The organism is Aurantiacibacter arachoides, from assembly GCF_009827335.1.
Taxonomy (GTDB): Bacteria; Pseudomonadota; Alphaproteobacteria; order Sphingomonadales; family Sphingomonadaceae; genus Alteraurantiacibacter; species Alteraurantiacibacter arachoides.
This window is the reverse complement of sequence record NZ_WTYH01000001.1, coordinates 615,282-630,196: the sequence shown is the minus strand read 5'-3', so window position 1 is coordinate 630,196 and position 14,915 is coordinate 615,282. Positions and strand designations below refer to the sequence as shown.

The following is a 14,915-nucleotide window of genomic DNA, read 5'->3' as shown; positions in this document are numbered from 1 at the left end:
TTGCTCATATCCGCGCATTGCGGAGTTGGGAGAGTGCGAAGTGAGCGGCGGATTCGCCATAGTCCTCGATGTGGGAAAGACGATGGCGAAGCTCAGCCTATGGTCGCGCGCGGGCGAGTTGATCGAACGTATCACCCGATCCAGCAGCCCCGCAGACGGCCTGCTCGATACGGCGGCGACGGCGGACTGGGTTATCGACGGCCTCGCACGCTGGGCGTCGCATCCGGTCGAATACATCGTGCCGGTCTCGCACGGGGCGGCCATCGCCGGGGTGCGTGGAGGCTCGCTTGCCTTTACCACGCCCGATTACGAAGCGCAGATCGCACCCGAAATGCTGGCCGCCTATCGCGCTCGGCGCGATGCCTTTGCCGAAACCGGCTCTCCCGCGCTTCCTGCTGGCCTCAATCTGGGCGCACAGCTTTTCGCGCTCCAGCAGGCCGATCCGCGCGTCTTGGACGGCGTCACGCTCATGCCCTACGCACAGTACTGGGCTTGGCTGCTGACCGGGATCGCAGCGAGCGAGGTGACCAGCCTTGGTTGTCACTCCGACCTGTGGAACCCGCTGGCGGGCAGCTTTTCCCCAATGGCGCGGCAACTGGGCTGGGCCGGGAAATTCGGGCCGCTGGTCGGGGCAGGCGATGTCGTCGGCACATTGAAAACGGACTTGGCCGACCGCCTCGGCTTCGCCAGCGAAGTCAAGGTGCTCGCCGGGCTGCACGATTCCAACGCGGCCCTCTACGCGGCTCGCAGCTATCCGGAGATCACCGGGGGCGAGGCGACCGTCCTCTCCACCGGCACATGGTTCGTCGCCATGCGCGCGCCGGAACTAGGTGTCGATCTCGACCTTACCACCTTGCCCGAGGCGCGCGACTGCCTGGTCAACGTCGATGTTTTCGGCAAGCCCGTTCCCTCCGCGCGGTTCATGGGCGGACGAGAGATCGAGAGCCTCATCGAGATCGATACGCGCCGCGTGGACATCCTGCCCGACCAGCCGCACCTGCTGGCAGCCGTGGCCGGGGTGCTGGACAGCGGAGCGATGGTCCTGCCCACGCTGGCGCCCGGCACGGGGCCCTTCCCCGATGCCGCCTGCAGATGGGTCAACCGCCCCGTCGACTGGTATGCCCGCCGCGCCGCCGCCTGCCTTTACGCCGCGCTGGTCGCCGACGTATCGCTCGACCTCATCGGATCGCGCGAGAACCTGCTCGTCGAGGGTCGGTTCGCCGAGGCGCAGGTCTTCGTGCGCGCACTTGCCGCACTGCGCCCGCAGACCCGCGTCTTCACCGCCAATGCCCACACCGACGTCAGCTTCGGTGCCTTGCGGCTGATCGATCCCGACCTGCGGCCCGACGGCGATCTGGTCGAAGTCGTGCCGCTCGCGGACCACCTGAATGCGTACAAGGCGGCCTGGCACGAGGGCCTGGGGAGCCGAGCATGATCGCAGCGTCCGTCACCGATTACCGTGAATTGGCCCGGCGGCGGCTGCCGCATTTCCTGTTCGAATACATCGACGGCGGCTCTTACGACCAGGTGACGTTGGGCCGCAACGTCAGCGATCTTGCCGCCGTCGCGCTGCGCCAGCGGGTGCTTCGCGATGTTTCGCACATCGACCTGTCGACAACGCTGTTCGGCCAGGAGATGGCGATGCCTCTCGCACTTGCCCCGGTGGGCCTGGCGGGTCTCAACGCGCGTCGCGGTGAATGTCAGGCGGTGCGCGCGGCGGAGGCCGCCGGCGTTCCGTTCACGCTGTCGACGGTTTCAGCCTGCTCGCTGGAGGAAGTGGCCGCAGCGGCCACCAAGCCTTTCTGGTTCCAGCTCTATATGCTCCGCGACCGCGGTTTCATGCGCGAGATGATCGCGCGGGCCAAGGCGCTGGGTTGTCCCGTGCTAATGTTCACGGTGGACCTGCCGCTGCCCGGCAGTCGCTACCGCGACGTGCGCTCCGGGCTGTCCGGCTCTCCGGGCCTTCGCGGCGACATCCGTCGCGCCTGGCAGGTGCTGCGGCGACCGCGTTGGGCCTGGGACGTTGCGCTGCACGGCCGTCCGCTGATGATGGGCAACGTCGCCTCGGTCATCGAAGGGCACGCTCCGATGGCCGATTTCCTCGGCTGGCTGGGGTCAAATTTCGACCCCGCGGTGTCGTGGGACGCGCTCGAATTCATCCGCGCCGAATGGGACGGCGCTCTGGTCATCAAGGGCATTCTCGATCCCGACGATGCGCGCGCGGCCACGCGGCTCGGCGCGGACGGTATCGTCGTTTCCAATCACGGCGGCAGGCAGCTCGACGGCGTGCTGTCCAGCGCCCGTGCCCTGCCCGCCATCGCCGACGCGGTGAAGGGCGACATGACCGTGCTGGCCGACGGCGGCGTGCGTTCGGGGCTCGACGTAGTGCGGATGTTGGCGCTGGGCGCGGACGGCGTGCTGATAGGCCGGCCATGGGTGCTGGCGCTTGCCGCGCGAGGACAGGCGGGCGTTCGGCACGTGCTGCAGTTGATCGAGGCCGAGATGCGCGTCGCCATGGCGCTGACAGGCGTTACCGCGGTCGCGGACATCGATCGGACAATCATCGCACAGGAAGGGACGGCATGAGCCAGGTAGAGATCGTGGACAATCCGCATATCGAGCAGGACAACTGGAAGGCCACCATCCTCGCCGGCCTTGCCAATTACATCGACAGCGGATCGATCGTCTCGGGCGCGGCGGCGCTGGCGCTGTGGCAGTCGCTCTACGGCCTTTCCGACAATCTGCTCGGCCTCATCGCCGCCTTCGGCCCCAATGCCATCGGCGCTGGCGTGGGCGCTATGATCGGCGGCTGGCTGTGCGACAAGCTGGGCCGCAAGCGCATCTACCAGTACGACATGCTGGTCTACGCGATCGGAATGACGGTGCTGGTCTTTGCCGTGGCACCCTGGATGATCGTGCTCGGCTTCGTGATCGTCGGGCTCGCCGTGGGCGCGGACATTCCTGCCAGCTGGTCGCTCATCGCCGAGGAGGCCCCCGACGAGCGCCGCGGCAAGCACTCGGGCGTCGCGCAGATCCTGTGGAACCTCGGCCCCGTCGTGGTGCTGCTGATGAGCCTGTTCCTGACCGACCTCATGGGACTTGGCGAACTTGGCGCGCGGCTGGTGTTCGCGCACCTGGTCGTCGTGGCGCTCGGCCTTACCTTCCTGCGCCGCAAGATGCGCGAGAGCCGAAGGTGGGAGGAAACGCAGGAAGCAGGTTTCACCCCGCCCCCGCTTTCCGCCCTGTTCAAGGGGCGCTATGCCGTCTCCATCGCCGGACTGGTGGGCATCTACGGGTTCTGGAACCTGTGGGCGGGCACAAACGGGCTGTTCTTCCCCTACCTGATGGAAACGCTGGGTGTCGCCACCCACTCGCAGAGCATCGCGCTGCAATGCCTCAATTTCTTCCTCGGCATGGTGGCCAACTACGTGATTTTCATGAAGTTCGTCGACCGGGTGAGCCACAAGGCGATGTTCATGGTTTCGGCGGTGATGCAGGTCATCGGGATGAGCCTGCTGGCGCTGTTCCCGCTCACGGTGCCGGTGGTGATCGCGCACGTTTTCCTGCTTGGCTTCTTCCAGGGCTTCGGCGCGCAGAGTTTCTTCCAGCTGTGGAGCGCCGAGATGTTCCCCACCGCGCTGCGCAGCACCGCGCAGGGGCTGTGCTTCGCCATCGTGCGCATCACGCTCGGCGTGTTCAGCTTCTTCGTTCCCATGCTGGCGAGCGCCGATTTTACCGTGCTCGCGTGGATCCTCACCGGCTTTCTCGCCATCAGCGCCTTGATCGGCTGGCTGTGGGCTCCCAATAACGCGGGCAAGTCGCTGGAGGACATCCAGTGCGAGCAGCAGGCGGCAGCATAGGACACCCGGCGATGCACGCGACCGAGCGGGAGGAGGCGATACTGGTGGCGCTGGGGCGCACCGGTTTCGTTTCGTACCGCGACCTGGAGGCGAGCCTCGATGCCTCGCCGGCCACGATCCGCCGCGACCTGGCGCGCATGGAGGACGCAGGGCAGCTGTCGCGGGTTCACGGCGGGGCACGCGCTGCCGCGACAGATGCGCGGGAAAAGGCCTCGCCGCTCGCGCTGCTCGGCACGCCGTTCGAGAAATCAATCGGGCTCAACCTCGCCGCCAAGCGCGCCATCGGCAAGGCGGCGGCCGCGCTGTGCGAACCGGGCGAGGGCCTGATCATCGACGGCGGATCGACGACCTACCAGATGTGTCCGCACCTCGCCGGGCTGGGCCTGCAGGTGCTCAGCAATTCGCTCCACATCGTCAACGCCTTGCTGCCGCAGGAGGGGACGACGCTGCTGGTGCCGTCGGGCACGATCTTTCGCGAACAGAACATCATCCTCGCGCCCGGCGGGGAAGATGCCATGCCGCGGTTCCACGCCGGGAAGCTTTTTATGGGCGCGGCCGCGGTCGGACGGCAGGGGGTGATGCAGGCCGACGTCGTGCTCACCGCGTCGCAGCGCCGCTTCATCGAATGTGCCGACGAGGTCGTCCTGCTTGTCGATAGCTGCAAGTTCGAAAGCTCGTCGGGCTCGATCGTCTGCTCTCTCGGTGAAATCGACACGGTGATAACCGATGCCGGGGCGAGCGAGGCCAGCCTGGCGATGTTGCGGGAAGCCGGCGTGCGCGTGATCTTGGCGAGCTAGCGATGCCTCACCAGGCCGTCGCGCCCGCATCGATGGCGATGTCGGCCCCAGTCACATAGCGCGCTTCCTCGCTGGCGAGCCAGGTCGCGCACCAGGCCACGTCCTCGGGCTCTCCCAGACGCTGGATCATGTTCTTCGCCAGCACCTTTTCGCGCAAGGCCGGCTCGACATCCATGTGCCGCCGGGTCGCCTCGGTCAGGATGAAACCGGGGCTGATGGTGTTGGCGCGGATGCCGTGCGCGGCGCCCTCCATCGCCAGTTGCCGCGTCATCGCCAGCACTCCGCCCTTGCCGGCACAGTGCGCGAGCGCGGCAGAGCCCTCGAGCGCGTGGCGGGCATTGGCGCTGGCGAAGTTGACCACGCTCGCCGATCCGCTCGCCTTGAGCCACGGCCAGGCGGCGCGGATGGCAAGGAAGACGATGTCGAGTTCGCCCGCCAGTGTCTCGCGCCACTGGCCGAAGGTCATATCCTCGATCCAGCCGAAGTGGGCGAAGGCAGCGGCATTGACGAGCACGTCGATGCGCCCGTGCTCAGCTCCGATGGCGGCGAACAGGCGGGCGACATCAACCTCGTCGGTCAGGTCGCCGCCCTCGCGGTCCAGCCCGACGACTGTCGCGCCCTCGGCCGCGAACATCGCCGCGCAGCCCTTGCCAATACCGTTCGCCGCACCGGTGACGACGGCGATCCTGCCTCGCAGGCGATCAGCCATGCGCCGGCCTTGCCCGGAACCGCCTGGCAATGAGTGCCACCAGCACACCCGCCGCGGCGAAGTAGCTCAGCGCCTGGAAGCTCGACAGCAGCCCGCCCAGCCGCAGCGCGAAGAAGGTGACCACCAGCGGGCTGAGCCACTGGCCGAGCGCAAAGGCCGACTGCCAGAACCCCGCGCCCCGGCTGCGGACCTCGAACGGCAGGATGCTCATTCCCCAGACCAGCAGCGTGGGCAGCAGCAGGCCTGCCCCCAGCTGGTTGACAAAGCAGCCGACAAGGAACTGCGTGGTGCCGGCAGCGGTGCCCATAGTGAAGAACCCCACGGCAAGCAGCGCGAACTCGATCAGCAGCAGCCGCGCCACCCCGTTGCGCGAACCGTAGAGGCCGTAGATCACCGTGCCGAGCGGCACACCGACGCTGGCGACCGAGGTCCAGAAGCCCGCCGCCGCGGGGCTCGTCATGCCCAGCTGCGCCAGGCCCGAGGAGGACTGAATCTGCACGGTGTAGAAGAACACCGATCCGTAGACGGTGATGAGCACGATCAGCCCCATGCGCGCCCACGGGAAGCCCTCCCAGCTAAGGCTGCGCGACCCCTCGGCGGTGCCCGGCGGGCCGACGTGCGGAACTTCGCCAATCGCGTGGTCGCCGCGCACCTTTTCCGGCTCCCAGGTGAACAGCCAGACGAGCACGAACATGACCAGCGCGCTGCCATAGACCCAGAACGGCGTGCGCCAGCCGAACTCGCCCAGTACGCCGCCGAGGTTGAAGAACACCAGCGCTGACATCGAGGCGAAGGCAGGTTGCGCGGCGAGCCACTTGTCGCGTGCCTCGCCGTGGAAAAAGTCGGCGATCATCGTGGTCGAGAGCACGTAGATCAGCGCCTCCGCCACGCCCACGCCCACGCGGCTGACGAGAATGTGGGTGAGTTCGGTCAGGAACACTGGCGCCACGCCCACCACGGCGTAGATCAGGAAGCTCGCCAGCAGCAGCTTGCGCTTGCCGAAATAGTCGCCGAGGATTCCCGCCACAGGGCACAGGAACGCCACGCACAGGGCCGGCAGCGTCAGCACCATCGGCACCCAGTACTCGTGGTTGGACACGCCGGCGAATTCGGCCATGAGCAGCGGCATGACCGGCGCCAGCAAGACGATTGCCATCGTGGTCAGCGTGATCGGCAGCAGCAACGCGATACCGGTCATGAAAGTCGGTTGACGACCCATCGCAAATTCCTCCCCGCTTTAGCCTACAAGCTGTGAAGCGCCGGATGCCTCGCGTCGAATCGTTAGTTTGGTTCGACACGCATTAACGCACCGGATAGAGGGCCGAGTGCTGACGGTTCGATAGCGGAGCGAGAGCGACTCGATCTAGTTTTCACACGCATCGCCGGTGACCTGTTCCTCGACTGTTCGGGCCTTCGCGGCCTACTGATCGAGGAGGCGCTGGAGACAGGTGGGGAGGACTGGAGCCACTGGCTTCCAATGGACAGCGCACTGGCAGTGCCCACCATCAATACCGTGGCTCCAGCACCTTTCACCCGCTCGACCGCGCATGCCGCAGGTTGGCAATGGCGCATTCCCCTGCAGCATCGGACCGGCAACGGCCACGTCTTCTGCAGCGCGCATATTGACGCCGACCAAGCGGAGCGGACGCTACGCGAAAACGTCGAGGGCGACCTGCTCGCCGACCCTCGCCTGCTCCGCTTCACGACCGGTATACGCAGGCAAACGTGGAACCACAACGTGGTGTCGCTAGGCTTGGCGTCAGGCTTCATCGAGCCCCTCGAATCCACCAGCATCCACCTCATCCGGCACGGCGTGCTGCGACTGATCGGCCTGTTCCCGGACCGCAAGATCAACCCCACAGAGCGCGAGGAGTACAACCGCAACCTGCGCAGCATCTTCGAGTTCGTACGCGATTTCGTGATCCTCCATTACAAGGCCAACCAGCGCGAGGACTCGGCCTTTTGGCGGCAGGTGGCAGCAATGTCTGTTCCCGAAACGCGTCAGCACCGGATGGACCTGTGGCAGGCGCACGGGAGAGTGTTCCCCAAGGATGCTGACATGTTCAACATCCCGGGCTGGGTTGCGGTCATGCTAGGCCAGAACGTCACGCCCGATAGCTACGATCCGGTTGCCGACGCGCTGGTTGAGAAGCAGCACACCGCCGCGCTTGCGGACATGCGCGCTCGCTACGCGGAGACCGCCGCACGTCTACCGTCGCACGAGACATATCTGCAGAAGGTGGGTGCCTGGGCGTGAGAGCGGCTGGCCATTCAGAGCACGCCCTTGATCCAGAAATGGCCCATCTCCTTCAGTACGGGATGATGTCCGCGGACGCCGTCGAAGAAGCCATCGGGCCACTGCGTCAGGACGAGTTCGGGGCGATTGCGAGCTACGATGGCGAACGTCCAGAATCGCGCCAACAGGTTGATTTGAGGATTGGTCGCCTGGACGTCCTGCCCCTTTTGAACGGACGTTTGCAATGCACGCTCGATAGCCTTTCTAGCGACGGCAAGCGCCTCCCGTGGGTTGAGAGCACTTATATTCAGGACACCTGAGGGCCCATCCGGAGGGTCGTCCCATAAAGCGAGCTTCATAGGGTCGAAACCATCGATCTGCGCGTACTTGGCCAAGTCCACCATGGTGGAAAACGGCGGCAGAAACACATCGTCATAAGACGGAAGCTCAGCGCTGTGCTTCCACTGAGGCAGCACTTCGTAGCCGGTCTTCCACTGGGGAAGATCATACCAGAACATGGAAGGGACGCGCCGCCCCATGTCCGCGCCATCAAGGTCCTTCGCGTCGGCACCAAGCCCGGCCATCGTCGCCGACAAGCCCATGCTCGAAGGTGCATTGGCGGGCTCTTCAAACCTAGTTTCGTCGGGCTCTGATGATGGCATTTCATGCCTATTTTGAGCATTGTCGCTGCCGACCGCGTCCTCTTCCGTCGAGAAATCGGTCATGCTTGCGAGGCCGCTTAACTGATCCTCTCGGACCCTCTCCGGCGCTTCTTCGATTAAGTCTGACGCATCGGTATGGCGGATTTCAACTGGCGACTCGAGTGACTGGATGTCCAACGAAATCCCTTGTCGCAGCGCCTCGAGAACTTCCTCTTGGTCTTTGATTGCCTTTCCGCGAGACGCGCACCATGCGATGAATTCGTCCACCGTCGGCGCATCTTCCTGACCGTCTTGAGACCGCAAAAGCCCGTGAAATTCCAGCACGCGAGCTATCACGGCTGGACCCAAATTGACGTGCTCCCCGGATTGTTACCATTCAGAGGTAGAGTCTCGCTCCTTCATGATTGATGTTTGATGGGATGGCAACGTGTCTGGGGGCATGCCCCCAGACACGTTGGCCGGCGATCTCGGCGGGGGTTTTCCCGCCCAGTTTGGAGTGTGGTCTGACTGTATTGTAATCCTGCTGCCAGGCAGCGAGGACGAACCGGGCATGGGCCAGCGAGGTGAACAGGGTCTCGTTGAGGCATTCGTCCCTGAGCCGCCCGTTGAAGCTCTCCACGAAGCCATTCTGCATCGGCTTGCCCGGCGCGATGTAGTGCCACTCGACCCGGCGCTCCTGCGACCAGCGCAGGATGGCCGACGAGGTCAGTTCGGTGCCATTGTCGCTGACCACCGTGTGCGGCTTGCCGCGCATCCCGATCAGGCTGGTCAGTTCCCGGGCGACCCGCGCGCCTGACAGCGACGTATCAGCCACCAGCGCCAGGCACTCCCGCGAGAAGTCATCGACCACGCACAAGATGCGGAAGCGTCGGCCGCAGATCAGGCTGTCAGAGACGAAGTCGAGGCTCCACCGCTGGTTCGGACTATCTGGCAGCACCATTGGCCTGCGCGTGCCCAGTGCCCGTTTGCGACCGCCGCGGCGGCGCACCCGCAACCCTTCTTCGCGATAGATGCGCAGCAGCTTCTTGTGGTTGGGCTTCATGCCTTCCCGCGCCAGCAGGTAGCCCAAGCGGCGATAGCCGAACCGGCGACGTTCCGTCGCCAGCTCGCGCAACCGTTGCCGCAGCGCCCCGTCATCCGGCCTCGTCGGCTCGTAACGGATCACCCTGCGGCTCACGCCGACCAGACTGCACGCCCGACGCTCGCTCAGCCCGTGCTGTTCACGGGCATGGGCGACGGCTTCCCGCTTCGCGCCGGGCGTTACCATTTTTTTGATGCCAGATCCTTCAGCACCACGTTGTCGAGCATCGCCTCGGCCAGCAGCTTCTTCAGCCGGCTGTTCTCCTGCTCGAGCGTGCGCAAGCGACGCGCATCGGAGACCTCCAGCCCGCCGAACTTCGACTTCCATTTGTAAAACGTGGCTGAGCTGATCCCGTGACGGCGGCACACCTCCGCCGTCGGCATCCCAGCCTCCTGTTCCGTCAAAACCGCGATGATCTGCTCTTCGCTGAACCTGCTTCGCTTCATTCTCGTCCGACTCCTTTGCGTCGGACTCTACCAAAAATCGGTCACATTTCAGGGGAGCACGTCAAAATCGAGTGCCTGAAAGGCTTCCGTTTGCCGCTCCGTAAGCCCTGCAAAATGCACCAACAACTCGTTCTCGATCAGCGTCAGACGTGCGATCTTGGCCTCCTGTTCGGCCCGGATCCTGGAGACCAGAAGCAGCGCTCGACGGGCGTCGTTACGGTCTTCGATGATCGCCGCCATGGCCTTGGAACCGATCCGCATGGTGTCGCGCAGGGCGGTGCGTTCGGGCACATAGGCATGCTGCATGCGGTCGAACTTGCGCTTGTTTTTCTCGACCGCCTCCATCGCCAGCGTCACCTGTTCGACCGGGTCTGTTTCACTCAGCACCTTCGTGAGATCGATCCCAGAGGTAAGCAATCGGGAGAACAGTTTGCGGTCTTCGGGATCGGTCATGCCGAGCGCGTCGAGCCAGGCCTCGCGGCGCTGTTGCTCTGCGGCATACTCCCTTCGTGTCGGGCGACCTGCTTTCGCGCCCCCTCCACTGCCACTTCCTCTTTGCCCTGATCCCTCGCCACGCATGTCCACGGTCCTTGCATTCACAGTCCGGGTCAACTCCCGCACCTTCCTCAATGCTGTATAGGATGGGACGACGTTTTTGGGGCATCGCCCCCAAGCGACCGGAGGCTTCACGCGCCCCGCCAACGACCACAGCGCCATTGCGTTGTGTGCCCGCGAGAAAAGCTGACGTGCACACGGCTAAATCCGCTTAATCGCCGTTTTCGCGCCGTTTCGGGGCCTAAACTCGGCGTTTCGAGCGTTTAACACCCGTTTTCGCGGGTTATTGCATGCATAACGCTTCTAGCGTATGCACACTCTTAAATGCCGGCTTTCGATCTGCAAGATCGGCCCACCCCCAGCCAAGCAAGGCCAATTTAACTTTCGCGCAATTCGTCTAAGTTGCCGCACGGTGGTGCAGCATCTTAGACAGCCACGATCGCGTGGCTTTATCCGCCGTGTGCGGATGAGACGAGTTTCTTTTCCGGATCGCTTGTCGTTTCGACCTCTCCATCCAATAAGTTGGGATGAAAGAGCAATCTCATCTCCCGCCTCCCTTCTCGATCGCCGCTGAACTCCGTGCCCTGGAGGCCAAGGTCAGCGCCTACATCGACACCGGCACGCTCGATGCGATCGGTGTCCCCCTGCAGCCAAAGACGCCCGCGCCATCGACGAAGCTAGGCAAGACAGGCGCGGCGAAGAAGGGACCGTCTGACGCGGTCCTCGCCCGGCGATCCCTGCTCGGTATCTTCGAGAGACAGATCGCCGATGGCTTGCCCCGCGACGCGGACATCACGGGACAAGTTGGGGGCAAACCCATCGTCGTTCGCGCACGAGTTGGTGAGCTCGACTGGACCGACGACGAGATCACGATCGTGCATCAGAAAGGCAACGTTCTGGTGCAGCGTACGCGGCTCGCTGTACCGATCGTTCGCAACATCAAGGCAGTGTCGAAAACCGGTGTCGAGACGATCCATTTCAAGGTCACCTGGATCGTCAAACAGCCGGGCCAATCCGGCAAGGACGGTGGCCTGGATCCGCGTTCCAGTACTCACGCGGTCTACATCGAACGCGACGGAGCTATCGTGATCGTCGTCCAGCCAGAAATGGGCACGGTCGATGCAGCCAAACCGATCGAAAACGAGAACCAAAGCGCCGCCCGATCGGCTGCCGAAGCCGACCCCTACATCGATCGAGCAGAGGTGGTTCCCATTGCGATAAACGGACGCAAGCTTCTCTACACAAACATCTCCGACGATCCTCACACACGCGCACTGTTCTGGCGCGCGGTGGAGAAGCACGAACGCGACCCCGGTGTCGACAGGATGACTCTCGACTTGGGCAAGTGCGGCTTGCTCATGGAGAAGGTCGCGCAGGCGCCGGACTGCCCACCGACATTCGTCGAAGAATTCTACAAGATTGTCGGCAAGCCGGGTCCGCAGACGATCGAGACCGGCGGCAACGACAAGGTCATCGAGATCATGCGTTCGCTCGGCGAGGATGTGGTCCCGGAGTTTCCGAAAAAGGGTGAGCCCAAATTCAAAAAAGAGGAGCGCCTGAAGCAATTCGGCTATTCATTCACGACGCCGCGGCACGGCCGTGTGCAGTACCGGATCGAAGCCGCGCTGCCGTCCGATCTATCCATCGGCCAGATGGAGCAGGTGCTCGCCGAAATGTGCGCCATGCTGGAGAAGTTGGACCTTCCATACGTGGCCGTCATCCATAAGCCCGATCACAACAATCACGACGACAACTGGCACATCCACATCCTCTTTCACGATCAGCCCGCCAAGCTGTTCACGGGGCTGGAAACCGACCATCTCCCGCCTCACCGCGCCGATGCCAGCGAGAAGGAAATCGCGGAGCACGAACGGCTGCGAAAAGTCCTAAAGGATGAGGCCGCCAAGGGACTCAACGAGCCGCGCTGGGACTTCGAGATCGAGGAGACTTTTCGCGATGCGAGCCGACACGTGCGGACGCGCAAGCCCTTCGCCCAGAAGAAGGTGCGCAAGGTCAATCATCCTAGCTACATCACAGAGCTGAGGAAAGCTTACGCCGGTTTCTGCAACGAGCAGCTCCGTATTGCCGGAAGCCCGCGTAAGGTAAGCCACCTGAGCTTCGACAAGCTGGGCATCGAACGCGCGCCGGCCGAGAAACTCTATACCGCGGCAACGCGCCTCGAACGCTTCGGCGTTCCTACGAAGAAGGGCATCAAAAACGAGCGCCACGAGGCGCAGTATTGCATCTCACAGATCCGCAACCGGCGTGACAAGGCGCTGGTCGATCTCGAGACAAAGACTGCCCGATGGCGATCACGATCCCTGTTCGAGAACGCGTCTAAATCGCGCGCGAGATACGATGCCACCATTGATACCTTCGAGAACGGCAAGCGTGCCGCCATCGACAAGCGGTTCATGGCCGAGTTCGTTGAGCTCCAGCTTGCGCGCTGTACCTCGCGAGCGCGTGCGGTCATCGACAACTGCAGTCGCATTCTCGATGCCATCGCCGACTGGGAATCCAAACCGGAAGACGAGAAGGAAGCCAAACAGAAAGAGATGGCGCGGGAGGTACGTCAAAAGCTCGCATACATGAGACGCAAGGCAGAAGCCGAGGCGCATCTCGCGGCCACCGAGAGGCACTTCTCCAGTGAGTACCAGCGCGTCGAAGTTCTGCGCATGGAAGCGAAGCAGGAGGCGCTGGAAACCGAGGCGCTCGGGTGGCGTATCGACGATGCACAAGAGATCGAGACGGCGATCGATTGCGTGGCCTTGGTGGCGACCGCCGCCGTAACGAAATTTCCCGATACCTTGGAGGCTGTCGCCGCGCTCCGCAGCATCGAGAACGATACCATTCTTCCCGACCACGGCGAAGCGATGGAGCGCTGGACAAGCATCTCGGAACTGACGCGAGAGCGGGGCGAACGCGATGCTACGCAAGCGTCACTGCAGGAGCCGGCCACGGCGGTGTCGGAGGAGACACCAAAGCCCGCCGTGACGACAGATATCGCGGTCGATAATGTCGGCATGGTCGACGCCAAGAACCGCCTTTCCCCCGCAGTTTCGGAAATCACCTCAAGCGTTGAAAAACAAGCGCGCCCGATGCCCGCAGACGAGAGCGCGAGTGCACCACCGCTGTCTCCGATTCCGGTGACACAACCGACTGCATCGCAGGCCCCACTGCCGCCCACCATAAACGTCGATTCGGCGCCCAGCTCACGCCTCATAACATCGGTGCCGGCGCCGTCTCCCGGATCTGCTAACGCGCCACAGACGCCGCGCGAAGGTGAGCCCGATCGGGATGAATTGTCGAATAAGCCTGTGGCCGACATCGGCGCGATTATCGTCAAGGAAGCGACCGCGCGTCGCCTATCCGCCGTCGAAGCGATCGATGTCGATGGTAAGATCGCCACGGTCCGGCTGGCGGCGGCGGCGGCTGAGCGCATCGGTGTCGAACAACAGTTCGAAATCACCTCGATGCATGCCGAGAAGCTCAAGACGGCGCTACGCTACTCGGAATATGAATGGGCAAGTCTGGCTGCCTACATCGCAAAGGCGCCAGAGAACGTCACCATCACCAGCAGCGCTATCGTGCTCGCATCTAACGCGCCTGACGATATGCGCATCCGCGCAGCCAACCATTCCAAAGATCCTGAACGTCTCGCGGCCTACCGCGAGCAGCACCGGCAAGCTTTACGAAAGAAATCCGAACGAGCGATCGCTGACACGCAGGACAGCCCCGCCATCGAGGTCAACGTGGCCGCGGCACCCGTGCCTGCCACAACTCCTACCGAAGTGTCGCAGACGGCCTCGGAAGCTAATCGACGCCAGGAACCAATGGCTGCCGTCAGTGAGGCACGGGCTGAGCCGTCCGCGCCCACGCCAGAGCCATCGAAGAGTGCAAGCGACCCATCGCCGCCAGCGACACCTGACCCGCGCGCCGTGGACAACGAAAAGGACCGCAGCAGTGGTTCTATCGTCCCAGACCCAATCGCCGAAGCCATCGACGACGAGCCGCGGATTCGTTCGCTCGGAACGCGGTCCACGCTCGCTAGCAATCCTTCGACCGATCCGGCGTCACAACCAACAGCCTCAGCAGCTTTGCATGAAAAGCCTGCATCTATTGCGACACGCGATGGTGAGCTCGATGCGGAGGCCGAGCGGGTGCGCATTGCGAACACCCGCCTCGGAAGTCGTGGAAATTACGTCGAGCGAAAGCGGGGTCTGCACCCCCTCATCGACGCATGGATAGAGGCTGAAATTGCACGTGACGATGCAGCGTTGTTGCGAGCCCTTGCGGCGCTGCGAGCGGACCGCGAAGCCATGGCGATCGCCGAGCGGTTCGTGCCCTATCATTTGAAGCAGTTCCATTGGCTGGACGCTGTCCGGAATGGCAAGATACCGGAAGGGCAACAGCCCGGCATCACGGCCCGCAGCGCCGATCTCACGCGTAGCCGGGGCCGAGATATCACGGACACCTAGCGGGCTCTCTGCCGCAGGAGGATGGCAGCGCACTGGCGCCTCCGTTGTCGCTCGCATGCAGCTCGCCCGGGAAAAGCGCTGCATCGTCCCA

At 63.7% G+C, this 14,915-nt stretch carries 11 protein-coding genes; 6 read left to right on the top strand and 5 right to left on the bottom strand.

From position 1 onward, the window contains the following. Positions 1-82 precede the first annotated feature (82 nt). The 4 genes from GRI62_RS03145 to GRI62_RS03130 are packed head-to-tail and all read left to right on the top strand — an operon-like array spanning position 83 to position 4,657. Positions 83-1,435 (top strand): FGGY-family carbohydrate kinase, encoded by a 1,353-nt coding sequence (locus tag GRI62_RS03145; RefSeq protein WP_234027346.1) that lies wholly within the window; start codon positions 83-85, stop codon positions 1,433-1,435. After that, positions 1,432-2,586: an FMN-dependent L-lactate dehydrogenase LldD gene (gene lldD, locus GRI62_RS03140; RefSeq protein ID WP_131451968.1), complete on the top strand. Its 1,155-nt coding sequence runs from the start codon at positions 1,432-1,434 to the stop codon at positions 2,584-2,586. The genes GRI62_RS03145 and lldD overlap by 4 nt, the downstream gene beginning before the upstream one ends. Then, complete coding sequence (locus tag GRI62_RS03135; protein ID WP_131451967.1) at positions 2,583-3,860, top strand: MFS transporter; 1,278 nt, start codon at positions 2,583-2,585, stop codon at positions 3,858-3,860. Before lldD ends, GRI62_RS03135 begins: the two co-directional genes overlap by 4 nt. An 11-nt stretch (positions 3,861-3,871) precedes the next feature. Continuing rightward, positions 3,872-4,657: a DeoR/GlpR family DNA-binding transcription regulator gene (locus tag GRI62_RS03130; protein WP_131451966.1), complete on the top strand. Its 786-nt coding sequence runs from the start codon at positions 3,872-3,874 to the stop codon at positions 4,655-4,657. Between the two features lie 7 nt (positions 4,658-4,664). Here GRI62_RS03130 and GRI62_RS03125 read toward each other — a convergent pair whose 3' ends face one another. Together GRI62_RS03125 and GRI62_RS03120 are read right to left on the bottom strand one after the other, a co-directional pair. Further along, a complete protein-coding gene (locus GRI62_RS03125; RefSeq protein ID WP_131451965.1) occupies positions 4,665-5,366 on the bottom strand; it encodes an SDR family NAD(P)-dependent oxidoreductase in 702 nt (233 codons plus the stop codon). Then, positions 5,359-6,585 (bottom strand): MFS transporter, encoded by a 1,227-nt coding sequence (locus tag GRI62_RS03120; RefSeq protein ID WP_131451964.1) that lies wholly within the window; start codon positions 6,583-6,585, stop codon positions 5,359-5,361. Before GRI62_RS03120 ends, GRI62_RS03125 begins: the two co-directional genes overlap by 8 nt. Before the next feature lie 81 nt (positions 6,586-6,666). On the opposite strand from GRI62_RS03120, the gene GRI62_RS03115 reads away from it, so the two are divergent. Next, positions 6,667-7,623, top strand: a complete 957-nt coding sequence (locus GRI62_RS03115; RefSeq protein WP_131451963.1) for a tryptophan halogenase family protein — start codon at positions 6,667-6,669, stop codon at positions 7,621-7,623. Positions 7,624-7,637: 14 nt separating this feature from the next. Here the strand turns inward: GRI62_RS03115 and GRI62_RS03110 are convergent, their stop codons facing one another. The 3 genes from GRI62_RS03110 to GRI62_RS03100 all read right to left on the bottom strand — a co-directional run bounded on the left by GRI62_RS03110 (position 7,638) and on the right by GRI62_RS03100 (position 10,244). Further along, positions 7,638-8,531, bottom strand: coding sequence for a hypothetical protein (locus tag GRI62_RS03110; protein WP_131451962.1), 894 nt, complete (start codon positions 8,529-8,531; stop codon positions 7,638-7,640). Positions 8,532-8,640: 109 nt separating this feature from the next. Then, a protein-coding gene (locus GRI62_RS03105) for an IS3 family transposase (protein WP_131451961.1) occupies positions 8,641-9,791 on the bottom strand; the annotation gives its coding sequence in 2 pieces (ribosomal slippage) (positions 8,641-9,539 and positions 9,539-9,791; 1,152 coding nt in all). A 48-nt stretch (positions 9,792-9,839) separates the two neighbouring features. Next, positions 9,840-10,244, bottom strand: coding sequence for a hypothetical protein (locus tag GRI62_RS03100; RefSeq protein WP_131451960.1), 405 nt, complete (start codon positions 10,242-10,244; stop codon positions 9,840-9,842). 629 nt (positions 10,245-10,873) lie between these two features. Here GRI62_RS03100 and GRI62_RS03095 point away from each other — a divergent pair. After that, positions 10,874-14,824 (top strand): MobA/MobL family protein, encoded by a 3,951-nt coding sequence (locus GRI62_RS03095; RefSeq protein WP_131451959.1) that lies wholly within the window; start codon positions 10,874-10,876, stop codon positions 14,822-14,824. Positions 14,825-14,915: the final 91 nt, after the last annotated feature.